This is a genomic window from Nonomuraea sp. NPDC050451, from assembly GCF_044458585.1.
Genome location: NZ_JBITHZ010000007.1, coordinates 214745 through 232842, shown reverse-complemented (window position 1 = coordinate 232842; position 18098 = coordinate 214745). Strand labels below are relative to the sequence as shown.

At 70.4% G+C, this 18098-nt stretch carries 21 protein-coding genes; 15 read left to right on the top strand and 6 right to left on the bottom strand.

Translation table 11 applies throughout. From position 1 onward, the window contains the following. The first annotated feature begins 9 nt into the window (after nt 1–9). Together ACIBI9_RS24120 and ACIBI9_RS24115 are read left to right on the top strand one after the other, a co-directional pair. On the top strand, nt 10–588 hold the full coding sequence (locus ACIBI9_RS24120; protein WP_397224424.1) for a TetR/AcrR family transcriptional regulator: 579 nt from the start codon (nt 10–12) through the stop codon (nt 586–588). A gap of 20 nt (nt 589–608) precedes the next feature. Then, nucleotides 609–1367, top strand: coding sequence for an SDR family NAD(P)-dependent oxidoreductase (locus tag ACIBI9_RS24115; protein ID WP_397224422.1), 759 nt, complete (start codon nt 609–611; stop codon nt 1365–1367). Between the two features lie 4 nt (nt 1368–1371). Here ACIBI9_RS24115 and ACIBI9_RS24110 read toward each other — a convergent pair whose 3' ends face one another. Both ACIBI9_RS24110 and ACIBI9_RS24105 read right to left on the bottom strand, forming a co-directional pair. Then, the gene (locus ACIBI9_RS24110; RefSeq protein WP_397224420.1) at nt 1372–1590 is read right to left on the bottom strand and encodes a hypothetical protein; all 219 of its coding nucleotides are present in this window, start codon (nt 1588–1590) and stop codon (nt 1372–1374) included. Then, on the bottom strand, nt 1587–2030 hold the full coding sequence (locus ACIBI9_RS24105; protein WP_397224418.1) for an ATP-binding protein: 444 nt from the start codon (nt 2028–2030) through the stop codon (nt 1587–1589). Before ACIBI9_RS24105 ends, ACIBI9_RS24110 begins: the two co-directional genes overlap by 4 nt. 136 nt (nt 2031–2166) lie before the next feature. Here ACIBI9_RS24105 and ACIBI9_RS24100 point away from each other — a divergent pair, with 136 nt between their 5' ends. From ACIBI9_RS24100 to ACIBI9_RS24090, 3 genes are all read left to right on the top strand, one after another. Further along, nucleotides 2167–3000: a Scr1 family TA system antitoxin-like transcriptional regulator gene (locus ACIBI9_RS24100; RefSeq protein ID WP_397224416.1), complete on the top strand. Its 834-nt coding sequence runs from the start codon at nt 2167–2169 to the stop codon at nt 2998–3000. Beyond that, nucleotides 2987–3211, top strand: coding sequence for a DUF397 domain-containing protein (locus ACIBI9_RS24095; RefSeq protein ID WP_397224414.1), 225 nt, complete (start codon nt 2987–2989; stop codon nt 3209–3211). The genes ACIBI9_RS24100 and ACIBI9_RS24095 overlap by 14 nt, the downstream gene beginning before the upstream one ends. A gap of 293 nt (nt 3212–3504) precedes the next feature. Continuing rightward, nucleotides 3505–3858, top strand: coding sequence for a DUF2809 domain-containing protein (locus ACIBI9_RS24090; protein ID WP_397224412.1), 354 nt, complete (start codon nt 3505–3507; stop codon nt 3856–3858). Between the two features lie 243 nt (nt 3859–4101). Here the strand turns inward: ACIBI9_RS24090 and ACIBI9_RS24085 are convergent, their stop codons facing one another. Beyond that, nucleotides 4102–5616, bottom strand: coding sequence for an N-acetylmuramoyl-L-alanine amidase (locus ACIBI9_RS24085; RefSeq protein ID WP_397224410.1), 1515 nt, complete (start codon nt 5614–5616; stop codon nt 4102–4104). 320 nt (nt 5617–5936) lie between these two features. Between ACIBI9_RS24085 and ACIBI9_RS24080 the strand changes: the two genes are divergently transcribed. Together ACIBI9_RS24080 and ACIBI9_RS24075 are read left to right on the top strand one after the other, a co-directional pair. Beyond that, nucleotides 5937–7880, top strand: a complete 1944-nt coding sequence (locus tag ACIBI9_RS24080) for a family 10 glycosylhydrolase (RefSeq protein ID WP_397224408.1) — start codon at nt 5937–5939, stop codon at nt 7878–7880. A gap of 53 nt (nt 7881–7933) precedes the next feature. Further along, nucleotides 7934–9016 (top strand): sensor histidine kinase, encoded by a 1083-nt coding sequence (locus tag ACIBI9_RS24075; RefSeq protein WP_397224406.1) that lies wholly within the window; start codon nt 7934–7936, stop codon nt 9014–9016. Nucleotides 9017–9024: 8 nt separating this feature from the next. Here the strand turns inward: ACIBI9_RS24075 and ACIBI9_RS24070 are convergent, their stop codons facing one another. Both ACIBI9_RS24070 and ACIBI9_RS24065 read right to left on the bottom strand, forming a co-directional pair. Further along, nucleotides 9025–9402 carry a YbaB/EbfC family nucleoid-associated protein gene (locus ACIBI9_RS24070; protein ID WP_397224404.1) on the bottom strand — a complete coding sequence of 126 codons (378 nt, stop codon included), beginning with the start codon at nt 9400–9402 and terminating at the stop codon, nt 9025–9027. Nucleotides 9403–9416: 14 nt separating this feature from the next. Beyond that, the gene (locus ACIBI9_RS24065) at nt 9417–9803 is read right to left on the bottom strand and encodes a YbaB/EbfC family nucleoid-associated protein (RefSeq protein WP_397224403.1); all 387 of its coding nucleotides are present in this window, start codon (nt 9801–9803) and stop codon (nt 9417–9419) included. Between the two features lie 139 nt (nt 9804–9942). Between ACIBI9_RS24065 and ACIBI9_RS24060 the strand changes: the two genes are divergently transcribed. The 4 genes from ACIBI9_RS24060 to ACIBI9_RS24045 all read left to right on the top strand — a co-directional run bounded on the left by ACIBI9_RS24060 (nt 9943) and on the right by ACIBI9_RS24045 (nt 13117). Beyond that, entirely contained in the window at nt 9943–10263 is a 321-nt protein-coding gene (locus ACIBI9_RS24060) for a hypothetical protein (RefSeq protein ID WP_397224402.1), read from the top strand. A gap of 26 nt (nt 10264–10289) precedes the next feature. After that, nucleotides 10290–11189, top strand: a complete 900-nt coding sequence (locus tag ACIBI9_RS24055) for a hypothetical protein (protein ID WP_397224401.1) — start codon at nt 10290–10292, stop codon at nt 11187–11189. A 6-nt stretch (nt 11190–11195) separates the two neighbouring features. Continuing rightward, on the top strand, nt 11196–11864 hold the full coding sequence (locus tag ACIBI9_RS24050; protein ID WP_397224400.1) for a hypothetical protein: 669 nt from the start codon (nt 11196–11198) through the stop codon (nt 11862–11864). 116 nt (nt 11865–11980) lie between these two features. Further along, the gene (locus tag ACIBI9_RS24045) at nt 11981–13117 is read left to right on the top strand and encodes a monooxygenase (protein WP_397224399.1); all 1137 of its coding nucleotides are present in this window, start codon (nt 11981–11983) and stop codon (nt 13115–13117) included. 35 nt (nt 13118–13152) lie between these two features. Here the strand turns inward: ACIBI9_RS24045 and ACIBI9_RS24040 are convergent, their stop codons facing one another. Further along, the gene (locus ACIBI9_RS24040; protein ID WP_397224398.1) at nt 13153–14127 is read right to left on the bottom strand and encodes a hypothetical protein; all 975 of its coding nucleotides are present in this window, start codon (nt 14125–14127) and stop codon (nt 13153–13155) included. An 89-nt stretch (nt 14128–14216) separates the two neighbouring features. Between ACIBI9_RS24040 and ACIBI9_RS24035 the strand changes: the two genes are divergently transcribed. Genes ACIBI9_RS24035 through ACIBI9_RS24020 form a run of 4 tightly spaced genes read left to right on the top strand, consistent with a single transcriptional unit; the run spans nt 14217 to nt 18059 of the window. Continuing rightward, complete coding sequence (locus tag ACIBI9_RS24035; protein WP_397224397.1) at nt 14217–15719, top strand: sugar ABC transporter ATP-binding protein; 1503 nt, start codon at nt 14217–14219, stop codon at nt 15717–15719. Then, nucleotides 15709–16674, top strand: a complete 966-nt coding sequence (locus tag ACIBI9_RS24030) for an ABC transporter permease (protein WP_397224396.1) — start codon at nt 15709–15711, stop codon at nt 16672–16674. The genes ACIBI9_RS24035 and ACIBI9_RS24030 overlap by 11 nt, the downstream gene beginning before the upstream one ends. Nucleotides 16675–16692: 18 nt before the next feature. Continuing rightward, nucleotides 16693–17592: a D-ribose ABC transporter substrate-binding protein gene (locus tag ACIBI9_RS24025; RefSeq protein WP_397224395.1), complete on the top strand. Its 900-nt coding sequence runs from the start codon at nt 16693–16695 to the stop codon at nt 17590–17592. Between the two features lie 47 nt (nt 17593–17639). Further along, the gene (locus ACIBI9_RS24020) at nt 17640–18059 is read left to right on the top strand and encodes a hypothetical protein (protein WP_397224394.1); all 420 of its coding nucleotides are present in this window, start codon (nt 17640–17642) and stop codon (nt 18057–18059) included. The last annotated feature ends 39 nt before the right edge of the window (nt 18060–18098 follow it).

Sequence of the window (18098 nt, the reverse complement as noted above, 5' to 3'; positions counted from 1 at the left end):
CTTGACGCCGTGGCAAGGAGCAAGGAGTTCGATCCCGAGGTCGCGTTGCAGAAGGCCCTGGAGCTGTTCTGGGAACGCGGATACGAGGCGACGTCGATGGCGGACCTCGTGGAGCACCTCGGGATCGCGCGGGCGAGCATCTACGGCACCTTCGGCGGCAAGCGCGAGCTCTACCTGAAGGCGCTGGAGCGCTACCTGGAGCAGCACAACGTCGTCGAGCGGCTGTCGCGGCCGGGGCCCGCGCTGCCCGCCGTCCGGGCCTTCCTCGACTCGTACGTCGCGGAGTGCCTGGCCGACGAGCTGCGGCGGGGCTGCATGGTGGTGAACACGGCGGTGGAGTTCGCCTCGCGCGACGCCGCCGTGTCCCGCAAGGTGGCGGAGAGCTGGGCGGGGCTGGAGACCATGCTCGCCGCCACCCTGGTCAGGGCGCGGGCGCAGGGCGAGATCCCGGCGGAGAAGGACCCGTACGCGCTGGCCAGGTTCCTGCTCGTGCTGCTGCAGGGCATCAGGGTGCTCGGCAGGGCCGACCCCGACCCGCGCCGCCTGCGCGACGCGGTCGACCAGGCCATGGTCGCCGTCCAAATTTGAGAACGATTGGTATGGAATAGATGAGTCGTTTTGAGGGCAAGGTCGCCCTGGTCACCGGTGCGAGCGGCGTCCTGGGACGGGCCGCGGCGCTGGCGTACGCGGGTGAGGGCGCCTCCGTGCTGGTCGCGGGGCGTGACACGGCCAGGCTGGCCGAGGTCGTGAAGCTGATCGAGGAGCGAGGCGGGCGGGCGAGCGCCTTCGCCGTGGACATCACGCGGTCGGCCGAGGTCGCCGCCATGGTCGACGCCGCGGTCTCCCGGTACGGCGGGCTCGACGTCGCGCTCAACGCGGCCGGCGTCTTCGGCATGCTCGCGCCGCTGGCCGACTACGACGAGGACGTCTGGGACACCGCCCTCGCGGTGAACCTCAAGGGCGTGTTCCTGTCGATGAAGCACGAGATCGCCCACATGCGCGCCCACGGCGGCGGGGTCATCGTCAACGTGGCCTCCAACCTCGGCGCGCACTGGCGGTTGCCCGGGGCAGCCGCGTACGCCGCCTCCAAGGCCGGGGTGAGCTTCCTGACCCGCACCGCCGCCCGCGACCACATCGCCGACGGCGTACGGATCAACGCCGTCAGCCCCGGCCCGATCGACTCGCCCATGGCCACACGGCCCGGCGAGACCCGGGAGGAGCGGGACGAGCGCATGAGGGGCGCGCTGCCGATCGGCCGGGTCGCCACGCCCGAGGAGGTCGCCGCGGCGGCGCTGTGGCTGTCGTCGCCGGAGTCGAGCTTCGTCGTGGGCCAGGACCACGTGATCGACGGCGGCGCCACCGCCTGACTGGTCATCCTGCTCGATCACGGGCTCTGCCCCGCCGTCCGTTCGAGTTGGCCCTGCCGCGCGTTTCCTCCTCCAGATGCTCGAACAACTCCGGCAGGGTCGCGCCGCACCGTACGTTGGACAGCGGGCTGTGCTCGGACACCAGAACGGTGCGGATGGCTATGTAGCCGCCTCCGGCGCCTTCGATGATCTCCCAGCCGGGAATCCTCCTGATCGCCGTCACGGCACGCCCGCTACGATGTCGGCCCACACGACGCGATGGCCCTCCTCGGTGACGTGCGCGCCGCATCTGGCGCTCAGCCGGGCCACGATGCCGAGGCCACGACCCGACTCCTCCATGGGGCCCAACTGGCGAGGGACGAAGCGCGGCTCCGGTTCCGGAGCGCCCGGGTCGATCACCTCAAGGCGGACGAAGCCGTCGCCGAAGCCCAGCCGGACCCTGACCCAGTCGCGCCGCCTGCCGCCCGGGACGTGCTGGATGACGTTGGCCACCAGTTCGGAGACGATCTGGAGCGCGTCGGAGCGGACCGTCGGATGGCTGTCGGTGAGCCAAAGCCCGGTCGCCTGCCGCGCCTGCCACGACGTCTTGTCGTTTCGGCGCAGCGTCGTATCGCGCCATAGGACGACATCGGCGAGCTCTGCTGATGTGGTTCTTGCCCGCACAAAATCACCGCCTTTGTTCTGTTGTGCCGGTATTTGGCTCGGACAACAGGCTGAGCATGTGTCTGGAAGCACTCCCCAGAGTGCCGCCGCCGGGCTAATTTGTAATCGGCACGTCACAGTCCGTTTCCAGACGGACGTGCTGGCGCTTGTCCGGGTCCTGAGAAAGGGCAATGGCATGACGACAGAGGTTTACGGCGAGGTACTGAAGAAGGCACGTAACGCGGCAGGTCTTTCCCAGACGGCTCTGGGAGACCTGCTCTCATGCAGCGAGAGCCTGGTCGGCCTGATCGAGCGCGGTAAGCGGAGGCCGAGCAAGAAGTTCACCCTGGCGGCCGAAGCGGTTCTGGGGCTGAACGGGGAGCTCTTCGGGCTCCTGCCCAACACAACGGTCATGTCCACTCCGAAGTGGTTCAGCGAGTGGCCGAAGGTGGAGGAGAAGGCGCACACCATACGAACGTGGCAACCGCTCGTGGTCCCGGGGCTCCTCCAGACGGCTCGCTATGTACGTGCCATCCTCTCTGTCGCACCGTGGGCCACCGAGCAGTGGGTCGAAGCAGCCGTCGAAACGCGGCTTCGGCGGCAGTCCGTGTTCGAGCGCGAGAATCCACCCATGTACTGGGCTCTGATCGACGAATGCGTGCTCCTTCGGCCGGTTGGCGGAAAGGAGGTGATGCGCGAGCAGCTGAGGCATTTGCTAAAGATGGCCGAGCGGCCCAATGTCTCGTTCCAGATCGTGCCACTGGAAGTGGGTGCCACAGCAGGTGTGCTCGGAGGCTTCGCCCTCGCCCAGGGTGACGGTATGCCGGATCACGTCAGTATCGATGCCGCCGCGCAGGGCGCTGTATCCGCTCGCGAGGAGACGGTAAGGCGGGTTAACGTCATATATGACGCAATTCACACATGGGCACATCCCATACACGTGAGCCAGCAGCTAGTACGTGAGGTGGCGGCAAGGTATGAAGATCAGTGACGAGTTGCGCGCTGAGTTGGACGCCGCGCAGTGGACAAAGTCCACGCTCTCCGGCCCAGACGGAGGTGACTGCCTCTACGCGGCCAAGCTGAGCGGCGACCGGTACGCGATCCGGGATTCCGAGCAGCCCGACGTCCCGCCGATGATCGTGCGCGGAGGCGTCTTCCGCGCCTTCGTGGGCGGCGCGAAAATCGGCGAATTCGACTTCTGACCCGTCTCTTGCGGGCCTGGGAGGCCGGCGGCCGGCAGGCTCTCATCTGATGTACCGGCCACCGCTGTGCGACCCCGTCGACGCCGATCCGCTGTTGCGGGAGATGGACGTGCCGCGCCGCTGCCGGATCCTGGCCGACGCCTACGGAATGTCAGACGTCGACCGTTCCCGGCCCGTCGAGGTGTTCGCGCTGCGGACCCGGCGGGCGTGGTTTCCCATAGGGGACGAACTCTATGATCAGGTCGTCCTGATCGTTGAGATTCGGAGAAGATGTCAATCTCATGCGCCGCGCCATGGTCCTTCTGGGTGGCGTCGCCCTCGCCATCGGCGCGTTCGTCCTCTTCTACCGGGGCCCGGGACAACCGTTCATCCGCGGCTACGTGAGCGACGTCGGCGCCACCATGCTGGTCTACGCGTTCTTGGGGCTGTTGTGGCGCACCACCGCCGCACGCCGCACCCTGGCCACGGCCGCGATCGCCGCCGCCGTCGAGTTCTACCAGATAGTCGGCATGACCCCGCCGGGGATCGGCGGTGTCCTGGTCGGTGCGTTCCCCGACCCATGGGACCTGGTCGCCTATGCTGTCGGTGTGGTCGCGGCCCTGGCCTGGGAACGCCGATTGGTCCGATCCGGTGATCAGACTGGCTGACTCTCGGACACCACCCCACCGGCACGCTGACGGTACGGATGCCCCCACCGCGGCGAGGTCATCGGGTTCGTCCTGCGCGGTGGCCAGCCGTCGCAAAGCAGGACCGCTGTATCTCAGGACAAGCCGGCATCTGGTGGCACGCCGAGGGCGACCGCAACACACCACTCGGCATGTCGCCCTGAGACGTGAAGGTACGGCCCGCGCCCATGCTGCGGAGGGGACGCGGGCCGTACGAGGTGATTCTCAGACCCGGCTGATGCGGACGGCGTCGGCGATGACGTAGCCCGTGCCCGAGGTCCAGCGGCTCACGCCGACGGCGTTGTACGTGCCGGCGTTGAGCGAGAAGGTGCCCAGGCTCTTCCAGGCCCCTCCGCCGGAGCGTTGGTCGACGTAGACGGTCTGGTTGCCGCCCGACGCCGCCACGATGTACGGCGCCGAGCTGTTGTATCCGGGATCGTCCGGATACCAGACCTCGACCCGGTACGTGCCCGCGCTCGGGATGGTCGCCGAGTACCACGCCGGGTCGCTGGCGGCGACGGGGTCGGCGTAGCGGTAGTCGGTGCCGTAGCGCTGGCTGGAGTAGGTGGAGGTGCTCCAGTTCGCGCTGGCGGTGAACTGGCCGGAGGTGGTGTTGTCGATGGTCGTGGACCACGACGGGGTGCCGCCACCGGTCACGTAGTTCATGTACGTGGTCCAGTTCCAGTGCGAGCCCGGGTCGGTGTGGGTCGCGCCGGGGACCTCGTTGTGCCCGATGATGTGGCTGCGGTCCTTCGGGATGCCGTACTTGTCGCAGATGGCCTTGGTCAGGGCCGCGGAAGCGCGGTACATCGCGTCGGTGAACCACGAGGCGTCGTTGACGTAGCCCTCGTGCTCGATGCCGATGGACCTGGTGTTGTAGGTCCAGTTGCCGGCGTGCCAGGCGATGTCCTTCTCACGCACCATCTGGGTGATGGCGCCGTTGGAGGACTTGACCACGTAGTGGGCGGAGACCTGCGCGGCGGAGTTCTGGAACCAGGAGATGGTGCCGGCGTACGAGCCCTGGGTGACGTGGATGATCACCCGGTCGATGGCGTAGGCCGACGGGCGGCTGGAGGCGGTGTAGTTGCTGGAGCTGGCGGCCACCCACGCGGCCGGCGGATAGTCGGGGCTGGCCACTTCGGCCTGCGCGTTCAGCTGCCGGGCCTTGGCGAGCTCGCCCCGGTCGGCGGTGACCTCCTGCGGCTTGACCTGGACGCCGCGGATGTCGATGCCGAGGCCGAGCTGCTCGTACACGGCGTCGGCGTACAGGCGGGCCAGCTCGGGCGAGGAGGCGTTGCCGTACTTGGCCACGGCCTGGTACCAGCGCCCGGCGTCCTTCCTGGCCGTCTCGTCGAGGCCCAGCCCGTCGGCGAGGGCACGCAGCACGGCCGCGCCGCCGAGGATGTTCGCCTCGTCGTCGGCCTTCAGCTGGTCGACCGGGAGCTTGGTCAGCTCGGCGGCCTTCTCGAGCGAGTGGTTGGTCGGATTGCTGACCAGGTGCATCACGCCGTATCCGCCGCTGGCGCTGGGCTCGCCCTTGTGGCCGTCGAGGTGGGTCTCGGCGTAGGCGAGCGCGACGAGCAGGTCGCGGGGGACGTCCTGCGCGGCGGCCGCCTTGGCGAACGCCGCTTGGAGTGGGCTGTCCTTGGCCACCGCCAGGGCGGGCTGGCCTGCGGCGATGAGGAGAACGGCGAGGATCGAGGTGGCGAGGGCGGCTAATCGCGTGTGGGCGAGAGTCATGGGGTGCTCCTCGTTGGTGGTAAGCGGCGCACCACAGGCGCGCGGAACCCGCTACCTCCGGTGGACCGCTAGACGCGCCCACCGTATGGCACGTCTTGACATATGTCGATAATTGACATTACTCGCGTGTTAGGTGAAACTTTTCGCCCCTTTGACGGCAGTCGTCCGGTGTCGAGGTCGGTCAGGGGAAGAGGTCTGAGTGCCGCTTCAAAGAGAGCGGGCGCGCCCGACGTGGTGCGTGTTCTGCGCCCCGAGATTGGGCCCCACCGAAGTGGTGAAGACTATTGCACTTCTTTCTGAATGCGCTGAAACTTCTCTTCGTGATCGCGCTGCGCACCGCCCTCGCGGCCTTCGCCGCACTCGTCCACATCGTGACCTCCACTTTCTCTGCCGCCGCGGCCGCCTGCACGCCTGACCCCGCCACCCCGAAACGCCAGCTCAGGGCCATGTGGATCTCCACGGTCGCGAACATCGACTGGCCCAGCGACACGGGGCTGACCGCGGCGAAGCAGCAGGCCGAGTTCCGAGCGTGGCTGGACGTGGCCGTGCAGAAGCGGATGAACGCCGTGGTCGTGCAGATCAGGCCCACGGCCGACGCGTTCTGGCCGTCGCCGTTCGAGCCGTGGTCGCAGTGGCTGAGCGGCACCCAGGGCGTGAACCCCGGGTACGACCCGCTGGCCTTCATGGTCAACGAGGCGCATGCCCGCAACCTGGAGTTCCACGCCTGGTTCAACCCGTACCGGATCGCCAACCACGCCGACCCGAACAAGCTCGTGTCCACGCACCCGGCGCGGCAGCACCCCGATTGGCGCTTCGCGTACGGCGGGAAGCTCTACTACAACCCGGGCATCCCGGCGGTACGCGCCTTCATCGAGGACGCGATCATGGACGCCGTCTCCAAGTACGACGTGGACGGCGTGCACCTCGACGACTACTTCTACCCCTATCCGGTGGACGGCCAGACCATCCCCGACGCGGGCACGTTCACCCAGCACGGCAGCGGGTTCAGCAAGATCGCGGACTGGCGGCGCAACAACGTCAACCTGCTCGTGCAGGAGCTGGGCCAGCGCATCCACACCGCGAAGCCGCACGTGTCGTTCGGGATCAGCCCGTTCGGCATCTGGCGCAACGTCGCGACCGACCCGCTGGGCTCGCGCACGTCCGGGCTGGAGTCGTACGACGAGATCTACGCCGACAGCCGGAAGTGGGTCAAGCAGGGCTGGGTGGACTACATCGCGCCCCAGATCTACTGGAACATCGGCTTCTCCGCCGCGGCCTATGAGGTGCTCACGGCCTGGTGGTCCGACCAGGTGCGGGGCACCGGCGTGCAGCTCGTGATCGGTCAGGCCGCCTACCGCGCCGGAGCCACCGGGCAGGGCACCGCCTGGCAGAACCCGGCGGAGCTGAGCGACCACCTGACCGACAACCGCCGGCATCCCGAGGTGTCCGGAGACATCTTCTTCAGCGCGAAGGACGTCAAGGCGGACCGGATCGGGTCGATCACCCGGGTGGTGAACACCCACTACACCCGGCCCGCGCTGCTGCCCGCCCGCGGCTCGGCGGCGCCGCCGCCCGCGCCCGCGATCACCTCGGCCACCCAGGGTTCGACCGGCGTCCAGCTCGCGTGGACGGGCTCGGGCACGTACTACGCGGTGTACCGGGTGACCGGGTTGCAGTCCACCGCGGACCCGTGCTCCTTCGCCGACGCCCGCAACCTGGTCACGACGACCCGGAAGACGTCCTTCACGGACTCGTCGGCCGCCTCCGGGGCGTTCACGTACTACGTGACCGCCCTCAACCGCACGCACCAGGAGAGCGAGCCCAGCGCGGGCAAGCCCGTGGGGTCGTCCGGCGACGGGTTCAGCGTCGTGATCGACAACTCGGACGCGGGCTTCACCGCCAGCTCGAACTGGGGCACGTCCGCCTTCTCCGGGCAGCTGCACGGCGCCGACTACCGCTTCGCCAACCCGGTCTCGGCCAGCGATCCCGCCTGGTACCAGACGACCATCCCCAGTGCCGGGACCTATCGGGTGGAGGTGTGGTACCCCGCCGACACCGGCTACAACAGCGCGACGCCGTACATCGTCGCCGCCTCCGGCGGGAACCAGACGGTCACCGTGGACCAGCGCACCGGCGGCGGGCAGTGGCGGGTGTTGGGCACGTACACGCTGGCGGCGGGCACGTACAACGTGGTCGGGGTGAGCCGGTGGACCTCGGCGACGGGCTACGTCATCGCCGACGCCGTCCGCATCACCAAGACCTGACCCCGTCCGGTCGGAGGCTGGGCAGGGCCGGTGCGTGATCGTACGATGAGCCGGTGGACGGTGTCCGTCCGCGGCCGATCGACGCGGTCGCGGTCCTGGCCGCGGGAGGCTTGACGCTGGCGACCGGCTACACCGGCCCGGTCCTCGTGGTCCTGCTCGCGGCGGCGGTGCCGGTGCTCTGGACGCGCAGGGCGCCGCTCACCGTCGCCTGGGTCAGCGCGGGGACGGCGATCGCCCTGCCCGTGCTGTCGGTGGTCTGGCACGTGCCGCTGCCGGACGCGGCGCCGGTCTGGCCGCCCACGTGCGCCTTCGCCGCGTACGGCGCGATGGCGTTCGCGGCGGAGCGGCATCACGGCATCCAGCGCTGGCTGCCGGTGATCATCCTGGGCCTGGCCGTCCTGTCGCTCCCCGACCGCCTCCCGCTGATCCTGCGCACCGAGACGGTGCTCGCCCTGGCCACCCTGTACGGCATGTACGTGGCCGTCAGGGAGCGCCTGCGCCGCGAGCTGGCGGAGCGGGCCCAGCGGGTCGAGCGCGAACGGCTGGCGGGCGAGATGCACGACGTCGTCACCCACCGGGTCAGCCGGATGGTCCTGCAGGCCGGGGTGCTGGCCATGGCGGCGGGCGACGAGCGCGCGCGGGCGGCGGCGGAGGAGATCCGGTCGACCGGGTTCGAGGCGCTGGACGAGCTGCGTCACATGGTGGCGCTGCTGCGGCGCGGCACCGGGGAGGGGTTCGACCTGGGGCTGCCGCTGCCCGACCTGCGACCGCTGGTCACCGAGTCGGCCTGCGCGGGCGTCCCCGCCGAGCTGGTGGTGGACGGCACGCCGGTGTCCGTCTCGGGCGTGGTGGGGCGCACCGCGTACCTGGTGGTCGAGGAGGCCCTCACCAACGTCCGCAAGCACGCGCCCGGGGCGGAGGCGCGGGTGCGCGTGCGCTATGTCCCGGGATCGGTACGGATCACCGTGCGCAACACGCCAGGCCAGCCGGACGCCTGGGTCGGCGGCGCCGGGCCCGGGATGGGGCTGCCGGACCTGCGGCGGCAGGTGGAGCTGGTGGGCGGCACCCTGGAGACCGGGGCGGACCGGGAGGGCGGCTTCCGCGTCGAGGCGACGTTCCCCACGCCGCCTCCGTGAACGGGAGGTCAGTCCCAGTCGTTCAGCAGGCGCTCGAAATGGGCGTTCGCCTCCACGGGGTCGTAGCCGGGCAGCGCCTCGCGCATGAAGTCATGGGTCTGGCGCTGGGCGTCCGCGCACGCCTCGCCCACCGCGGCGAGCGTCTGCTCGGCCAGCTCGTGGCTGCTCAGACGGGTCGCGCGAGGGCCGTACCGGACGTCCAGGACGCGCCCGTTGACGTCGACGGTCGCCTTGACCTGGCCGGAGGCCGCCTCGCCGGTGCCGACGATCTTTTCGAGGTCCTCCTGGGCCGTCTCGAGCCAGGCCAGCATCTGCTCACTCTGGCGGCCGGCCTCGTCCAGGTCCTGTTCCCTGATGTTGGCCGGGTCGTAGGGATGGCCGAACACACTTGCCTCCGAGCCTAGAGAAGATCGCGGGCCGCCTGCTCGACCCGCTGGCGTACGAACGTCTCGTCGAGCGGCTCGGGCAGGTTCGCGGCGCCCATGGCCTCGTCCGCGATCTCCTCCGCCTTGCGGGCCGCGTCCTCCTGCGCCGCCTGGAGCACGGCGGTCACCTCGCGTCCGAGCGCCGCCTCGCCGAGCCGCAGAGCGCGCGGGTCGATGCGCAGGCGGGTCAGCCCGCCCTGGCCGTCGGCGGCCGCCTCGATCAGCCCGTCCTTGCTCTTGGCCACGCCCTCCAGCTGCCGGATCGCGGCCTGCGCCGCGCGCAGGTCACGGATGATCCGCCGGCCCTGGGCGACGTACTCTTCCAGGTATTCGGCGTCGTGCTCGGGCGTGGGGAAGGACATGGTGACCTCCGATCGTCAGGAGAGCGGACCAGGCGGCCAAGTCTAGACATACACCGACAAGATCATTAATGGGCGATGTAGGTCTCATTAACCAGAAGTGTTACGCGGACTGAGATATGTCCCTATATGGTCATTTGGCATGACGGGACTTGAGATCGCTCTAGGGGCGGCGGGGCAGGAGGCCTCCCGGATCAGGACCCATGGGGAGAACTACGGCGCCTCTCTCGCGCCGATGCAGGGACGCGGGGATGGTGTGTCCTCCTGGGGGGACGACGGCCTCTTCGCCGTGTTCGCCAGCACGTACGCCGAATGCCGCGCCGTGTCCATGGCCGCGCTCTCCGGGCTCTCCCAGGAGATGGACGCGACCGGCGAGGGCCTGCAGGCCGTGGTGAAGAACACGGGCGACACCGAGGCCGCCAACGTCAAGGCAGTCCAGGACCTGGACCGCGCGTGGGCGTGACACTTCCCCCGGAGGCAGCCGGGGTCATGCAGATGCTCGGGCCCTACCCGACCCTCAACGAGGACGACGCGAGGGCGGAGCGCGATGCCGTGCGCCTGTCGCACGCGAACACGGTTCCCGCGGCGGCGGGGGCCGACTCGTCGATCCGCGCCACGCAGCAGGTCTACCGGGGCGAGTCCGCCGCCGCCATGCAGGGCAGCTGGGAGCGTACGGGGGCACAGAACGGCCACGTCGCCCAGGCCAACGCCGCGCTGAAGCTGGCTCCCGTGGCGCTCGAAGGCGCCGCGGCGGTGGTGTCGGCGGTGAAGGTGGCGGCGGGCACCCAGGCGGTCTACACCTCGGTCGAGCTGGCCAGGCTGCTGGCGTTCGGCGGGGCGGTGGGAGCGACGGCCGCCACCGCGCGCGTGCTCATGCGCCGCAAGATCGTCGGGAAGGTCCTGCGCGAGGGCAGCGAGGGCACCGGCAAGGTCATCGCCCCCATCGTGCGCCGCCGTATCACCGGTCCCATGCGCCGCATCCTCGACGACCTGCGCCGCCCGGGCGGCCGCGGCGGAAGCCCGGCCCTGGCGGGCGCGGGCGGCCGGACCGTCCCGCTACGGCCGGGGCCGTCGGGCCCCCGTTCCCTCAAGGACGGCATCGCCCAGATGGCCGGGAAGAGGGGCGGCAGGGGCCGCGGCGGCGGTGGCGGCGGCCGCGGCGGCTGGAGCGACAGCGACGGTATCAAATTCCATGGAAAAGTCCCCAAAAATACAGACAATATGACGAAAGAGGAGGCGGAGGCGCTCAAGGCGCAGCTGGAAAAGAGCGTCCAAGAGCGGGAGCTGCAGCTGAAGTGGTACAACGACAACGATCGTGGGCACGTGCACAGGGTTGAAGAGGAGAAGGGGGCAATTGGCATGCTCAAGCGCTTCCTGGGGGGAAACTAACCGCCGATGCAGACGCAAACTGGCGACGACCTGATCCAGCGCATCCGCGCGCACTCGCACGACGGCGACGTCGTCGGCCCGGCGGCCAACGACCTGCTGAGCGAGCTGTACGACGGATACCCCGTCGGGAACCTCGCCGAGCTCCTCCACAGCGGCGACGACGCGACCGTGCGGACGGCGACCTGGCTGCTGTCGGAGCTGGGAGAGCTCGCCGCCCCGATGATGGACGAGATCCCGGCCCTGCTCGCCCACCCGCTCGCCCAGGTGCGGTTCTACGCGGTCGAAGTCGTCCTGGTCAACGGCGACGCCCGGCACGGCTCTGCCATCGCCCGCGTCATGAGCCTGAGCACGGACTACGACACCGGCGTCCGCTGGCAGGTTCTCGGCTTCCTGGCCGCGGCCGCGACGGACCAGTTGGCGGCCGGGGCGGCGCACCTGGAGGCCGGTCGGGTCAAGGAACTGGCCGAATGGCTGGTCGGCCTGGACGCCGAGGCACCCGACCCGCGTGACGTCCTCGCCCGGCTCGAAGGGCCCGACCCGACGGCCCGGCTGTTCGCCGCGGCGGCCGCCGCGCGCCTGTCCGACGAGGACACGGGCCTCATGGAGCACGCGGTCAACGCGGAGGACGAGGAGATCCGGATATTCGCCGAGAGGTGGCTGAGCGGGTCGGACTGAGCCTGTCTCCCGTCCCAGGGGGCGACCCTGGTCGGATGCCGGAGTCCTACCAGGGAACGATCGGAAGCGTCCTGTGGAAGGATGCCCGGAGCCGCTTCGCGGGCGAGTGTTGACATATGAATCGACTCGCCCGGACGGCCGTGCTCCTTCTCGCGGTCGTCCTGCTCGCCTCGTGCGGGGCCCGGAGCACCACCACGCCGGCCGGTCACACCGCTCACACCGGACATGCCGCCAAGGCCACGGCGGCGGCCCCGCTGCGGGCCGGTGAACGGTTCGTCAACCTGACGATGGCGGAGCCGTACACGCCGAATCCGCCCAACGGCGGCACGGACGACTACCGCTGCTTCCTCATCGACCCCAAGCTGGCGGGCAAGGTGTTCCTGACCGGCGCCCAGTTCCAGCCTCAAAACCTCGACCTCGTCCACCACGCGATCTTCTTCAGGATCGACCCCGAGCATGCCGCCAAGGCGCGCGAGATCGACGGGCGCACCCCCGGCCAGGGCTGGACGTGCTTCGGCGACGACGGCGTCGGCGACTCCTCGTGGGTGGCGCACTGGGCCCCCGGCACCAGCGAGACGCTGCTCGACCCCAAGTACGGCTACGAGCTGCCGCCGGGCAGCCGGCTCGTCATGCAGGTCCATTACAACCTGCTGGGCGTGGAGGGCAAGCCGGGCACCGACCGCTCGGGCATCCGCCTGCGGGTGACCGACCAGACCCTGCAGCCCTTGGAGACCGCCCTGTTCCAGGCCCCGGTCGAGCTCCCCTGCACGCCGAAGGAGTCGGGACCGCTCTGCGACCGGGACGCCGCGGTCAAGGACGTCGGCGCCAGGTTCGGCGAGGAGCTGAGGGACCAGGTGGCGATACTCACCAAGTACTGCGGCCCGAACGAGCCCGGGCCGACCCAGCACTGTGACATGCCCGTCGAGGGCACCGCCACGGTCCACGCCATGGCGGGCCACATGCACCTGCTCGGCCGCTCCATCAAGGTCGAGCTCAACCCCGGCACGCCGAAGGCCCGGACGCTCCTGGACGTGCCCGAGTACAACTTCGACGACCAGTCGCTGCGGGTCCTGCCCAAGCCCGTCACGGTCAGGCAGGGCGACGTCGTACGGGTGACGTGCACGCACGACGCGGGCCTGCGCGCCCAGCTGCCCCAGCTGCAGAAGCTGCCGCCCCGGTACGTGGTGTGGGGCGACGGGACCAGCGACGAGATGTGCCTGGGCATCGCCATCGTGACCCCCGGAGCCGCCTGACCGCCGGAGCCGCCTGACCCCGTGGCCGCCTGACCTCAGGCGGCCACGGGGCCCTGGCTCTCCCACCGCGTGAGCACCGTCCGGTGCCCCGTCTGCAGCCCGGTGACCGGGTCGATCGCGAAGTCGCCGAACAGGGTGGCCGCCTCCAGACCGGTGGCGGCCGACCACAGCTCCGCCCGCCCGGTGCCCCCCGCCCGGGCGGCGCAGTACGTCGCGATGACCGCGGCGGCGACCCCCTGGACCGCGATGTAGTTCGGCGGCACCCCGGTCCTCTTCTCGTAGGCGGCGACGAACTCCTGCTCGGAGACCCCGAAGGCCACCTCGCCCGCGCTGCCGGGGAACCACTGGCCGACGCCGTAGATCCCGCGCGGATCGTCGACGGCCGCGCCGAACTCCCGCACCCCGGCGGCCACGGCGCAGATGGTGCGTGCGCGGCCGGCACGCCTGACGACCTCGACGTCCTCGTCGAAGGACCCGGCGCAGAAGAGGTTCCAGGAGTCGTCCACCGGGCCGCCGAAGACCACCGGGATGCCCACGGCGTGCGCGACCCGCGCGGCGCCCTCCGCTACCTGCAGGGCGAAGCGGCCCTTGCCGCTCACGATCCGCAGCGGGCTGCGGTCGCCGCTCCCCGCGAGCCGGCGGATGAACGGCTCGGCGTACCGGCCGGCCGGCGTCTGGACGGAGACGACATGCCCGGGGTTGGCCGCCTGCACGTCGTCGCCCGAACCGCCGTGGTTCCAGATCAGCCGGTCGAGCGCCGCGCCGATGCGCCCCGCGCGCCGCATGAGCTGCGTGGAGTACGGCCCCAGCAGGAGGTCGCACTGCCCCGCCAGCCGGGGGAGCACGACGTCGAGGGAGCCGGGCTCGCTGTGGTCGTCCTCGACGACCAGCTCCACGGACGGGTCGAAGGACTGCCAGACTTCAAGGCCGAGCCGGACCTGCCCGCCGAAACGGGCGTGCTTGCCGGACAGGGAGACGGGCACCCCGATGCGGAGCCGCGAGGACGTCATCCCATTTTCACTCCCCACTCAGCAAGGCAATAACCCTGACCTGGGCTTTCAGTGGTTCGCCTACCCCGTGAGCGGATAGGGACCACCACGTGAGCGAGGAGATTCTCAAGGCCGAGGGGCTGCGCAAGACCTTCCCCGGCGTGGTCGCCCTCGACGGTGTGGACCTGGGCCTGCGCACCGGCGAGGTGCACGCCCTGCTGGGCGAGAACGGCGCGGGCAAGAGCACGCTGATCAAGATCCTCTCCGGCGCCTACCACCCCGACGAGGGCCGCATCCTGATGGACGGCCGCCCGGTGCACCTCCGCACCGCGGGCGACGCGCAGCGGCTGGGGATCTCCACCATCTACCAGGAGTTCAACCTCGTCCCCGAGCTCACGGTCGCGGAGAACCTCGCGCTCGGCCGCCCGCCGCGCAGGTTCGGGTTCGTGGCCACCGGGCGCATGGAGGAGCAGGCCAAGAGCCTGCTGGACCGGGTCGGCGTGGACGTGCACCCGCGTACGCCGGTCGCCAGGCTGGGCATCGCGCGCATGCAGATGATCGAGATCGCCAAGGCGCTGGCCCTGGACACCCGGGTGCTGATCATGGACGAGCCCACCGCCGTGCTCACCACTGGCGAGGTCGCCCGGCTGTTCGCGATCGTGCGGCAACTGCGCGACGAGGGCGTGGCGGTCGTGTTCATCACCCATCACCTGGAGGAGATCGCCGAGATCGGCGACCGCGTGACCGTGCTGCGCGACGGCAGGTCCGTGGCCCGGGTCCCGGCGGACACCGGCAGGGACGAGCTGGTCGCCCTCATGGTCGGGCGGCCCGTCGACCAGCAGTACCCGCGGCGGCCGGCCAGGCGAGGCGATTCGCTGCTCAAGGTGTCCGGGCTGACCCGCAGGGGCGCGTTCGGCGACGTGTCGTTCGAGGTGCGGGCGGGTGAGGTGGTCGGGATGGCCGGGCTCGTGGGCGCGGGCCGCACGGAGGTGGTGCGGGCGGTGTTCGGGGCGGACCACTACGACGCGGGCGAGGTCACCGTGCGGGGGACGCGGCTGCCGCCCGGCGACGTGCACGCCGCCATGGAGGCTGGGCTCGGCCTCGTGCCCGAGGACCGCAAGGGCCAGGGCCTGGTGCCGCAGGCGGGCGTCGCCGAGAACCTCGGCCTGGTCACCATGCGCGACGCCACCCGGGGCGGATTCGTGGACCGTTCCAGGTTGCGCTCGGCCGCCGCGAAGGCGGCCGAGCGGCTCGGCATCCGGATGGCCGGGCTGGACCAGGAGGTGCGCACGCTCTCCGGCGGCAACCAGCAGAAGGTCGTCATCGGCAAGTGGCTGGTGGCGGACGCCCGCGTGCTCATCCTCGACGAGCCGACGCGCGGCATCGACGTCGGCGCCAAGGTCGAGATCTACGAGCTGGTCAACGAGCTCACGGCCGAAGGGGACGCCGTTCTGATGGTCTCCAGCGACCTGCCAGAGGTCCTCGGGATGAGCGATCGGATCCTGGTCATGGCGCGGGGGCGGCTCGTCGGCGAGCTGCGCGCGGCCGGGGCCACGCAGGACGACGTGATGGCCCTGGCCGTCGCGGAGGTGGAGGGTTCCCGTGCCGAGTGACGCGCTCCTGGGCCGCCGGTCGCCGGCGGCCGCCTGGTTCGCCGAGAACGGCGCGCTGGCGGCGCTCGTGGTGCTGGTCGTGGCGCTGTCGCTGCTGTCGTCCGACTTCCTGAGCGTGACGAACCTGCTCAATGTCGGCGTCCAGGCCGCCGTCACCGCGATCCTGGCGTTCGGGCAGACGTTCGTGATCGTGACGAGCGGCATCGACCTGTCCGTGGGCTCGGTCGCGGCGCTCTCCGCGATCGTCCTGGCCTGGACCGCCACCGTCGCCGGCCTCCCGTGGCCGCTGGCCACCCTGGTGTCCCTGGTGGTCGCGGTGGCGTGCGGGCTGGTCAACGCGGTCCTGATCGCGTACGGCAAGCTGCCGCCGTTCATCGCCACGCTGGCCATGCTCGGCATCGCCCGCGGCCTGGCCCTGGTCATCTCGCAGGGCAGCCCGATCCCGATGCCGGACGCCGTCTCGCACCTGGGCGACACGGTCGGCGGATTTCTGCCGGTCCCCGTGATCGTGATGGTGGTCATGGGGGTGATCGCCGCCGTGATACTCAACCGCACGTACGCGGGCCGCGCCATGTACGCCATCGGCGGCAACGAGGAGGCCGCCCGCCTGTCGGGCATCAAGGTCGACCGCCAGAAGCTCATCACGTACGCGCTGGCCGGCGGATTCGCGGCGGTGGCCGGGATCGTGCTGGCCAGCCGCCTGGCCTCGGCGCAGCCGCAGGCCGCGGCCGGGTACGAGCTCGACGCCATCGCGGCCGTCGTGATCGGCGGCGCCAGCCTGTCCGGGGGGAAGGGCAGGGCGCTCGGCACGTTCGTCGGCGCGCTCATCCTGGCCGTCCTGCGCAACGGCCTGAACCTGCTGTCGGTCTCGGCGTTCTGGCAGCAGCTCGTCATCGGTGTGGTCATCGCCCTGGCGGTGCTCGTCGACACCCTGCGGCGCAGGGGAACCACTTAGGGGGAATGATCAATGCGGATGCTCATAGCGGGTGCCGCGCTGGCCGCCCTGACCGCGTGCGGCGGCGGGGGAGCCGCGGGCGAGATCAAGATCGGCCTGTCGGTGTCGACGCTGAACAACCCGTACTTCGTGCAGTTCCGGGACGGCGCGCAGGCCGAGGCGAAGAAGCTGGGCGCCACGCTGACCGTCACCGACGCCCAGAACGACCCGTCGCAGCAGGTGAACCAGGTCCAGAACTTCACCAGCCAGAACATGAAGGCGATCATCATCAACCCGGTCGACTCCGACGCGGCCGCCCCCGCGGTCAAGGCGGCCGACCGTGCCGCCATCCCGGTGATCGCCGCCGACCGCGGCGTCAACGGCGCCGACGTGGTCCAGACCGTGGCCTCCGACAACGTGGCCGGCGGGCGGGCCGCCGCCCAGGAGCTGGCCAGGCTGCTCGGCGAGAAGGGGAACGTGGCCGTGCTCCAGGGCGTGCCGGGCACCTCCGCCTCCCGCGACCGCGGCAGGGGGTTCGCCGAGGGCATCGCCGCGTACCCGAACATCAAGGTCGTGGCCCGGCAGCCGGCGGACTTCGACCGGACCAAGGGCCTGGACGTCATGGCGAACCTGATCCAGTCGCACCCCGGCCTCGCCGGCGTGTTCGCAGAGAACGACGAGATGGCGCTGGGCGCGATCAAGGCCCTGGACTCCCGGGCCGGGCAGCAGGTCAAGGTGGTCGGGTTCGACGGCACACCCGACGCGATCAAGGCGGTCCGGGCCGGCACGCTCTCCGCCACCGTCGCCCAGCAGCCCAGGATGCTGGGGCAGCAGGCGGTGGACGCCGCGGTGAGGGCCGCCAAGGGGGAGAGCATCCCGAAGGCGGTGGCCGTGCCCGTGAAACCGGCCACGAAGGAGAACGTCGACCAGTTCGGCTGAGGGTGAGCCGTTCGGCGCTCCCATCCGTCCAAGTAGGTGTGAAGAAGATGTGGCGAATCGTGCTCGTGCCGGTGCTCCTGCCGGCCCTGACCCTGTCCGCGGCCCCGGCCCCCGCGCAGGCGGTCGTCGCGCCGAAGAAGGTGCTGATCGACTACCGGAAGCAAGGCGGGTTCGCGGGGCTGAGCGACCATGTGATCGTCTACACGAACGGCTGTGTGCGGCTCAGTCGCCGTACGGGGCCGACCGTCGACAAGTGCCTCACCGGCAAGGAGGAGCGCAGGCTGCGCACGTACCTCAAAGGGCTGAAGCTCGGGCGGTCCGAGGGCAGCCCGCCGGGGGCGGACTTCCTTAAGTACACGCTTGTTTATAAGAAGCACCGCGTGAGCCGCTACACGCTGCCGCCGAGCTGGCAGCCGGTGGTGCAGCACCTCGACAAGATCATGGTGAAGTACTGGGCGCCGGACTGAGCCGGCTCTCCATCAAGTGATTGACCGAAAGGCGAGGGT

Coding starts and splice junctions, on each gene's coding strand:
- ACIBI9_RS24040 (WP_397224398.1), bottom strand. CDS start 14,127: ATGACGTCCTCGCGGCTCCGCATCGGGGTGCCCGTCTCCCTGTCCGGC.
- ACIBI9_RS24115 (WP_397224422.1), top strand. CDS start 609: ATGAGTCGTTTTGAGGGCAAGGTCGCCCTGGTCACCGGTGCGAGCGGC.
- ACIBI9_RS24060 (WP_397224402.1), top strand. CDS start 9,943: ATGACGGGACTTGAGATCGCTCTAGGGGCGGCGGGGCAGGAGGCCTCC.
- ACIBI9_RS24025 (WP_397224395.1), top strand. CDS start 16,693: ATGCTCATAGCGGGTGCCGCGCTGGCCGCCCTGACCGCGTGCGGCGGC.
- ACIBI9_RS24065 (WP_397224403.1), bottom strand. CDS start 9,803: ATGTCCTTCCCCACGCCCGAGCACGACGCCGAATACCTGGAAGAGTAC.
- ACIBI9_RS24085 (WP_397224410.1), bottom strand. CDS start 5,616: ATGACTCTCGCCCACACGCGATTAGCCGCCCTCGCCACCTCGATCCTC.
- ACIBI9_RS24095 (WP_397224414.1), top strand. CDS start 2,987: ATGAAGATCAGTGACGAGTTGCGCGCTGAGTTGGACGCCGCGCAGTGG.
- ACIBI9_RS24045 (WP_397224399.1), top strand. CDS start 11,981: ATGAATCGACTCGCCCGGACGGCCGTGCTCCTTCTCGCGGTCGTCCTG.
- ACIBI9_RS24020 (WP_397224394.1), top strand. CDS start 17,640: ATGTGGCGAATCGTGCTCGTGCCGGTGCTCCTGCCGGCCCTGACCCTG.
- ACIBI9_RS24050 (WP_397224400.1), top strand. CDS start 11,196: ATGCAGACGCAAACTGGCGACGACCTGATCCAGCGCATCCGCGCGCAC.
- ACIBI9_RS24090 (WP_397224412.1), top strand. CDS start 3,505: ATGGTCCTTCTGGGTGGCGTCGCCCTCGCCATCGGCGCGTTCGTCCTC.
- ACIBI9_RS24055 (WP_397224401.1), top strand. CDS start 10,290: ATGCAGATGCTCGGGCCCTACCCGACCCTCAACGAGGACGACGCGAGG.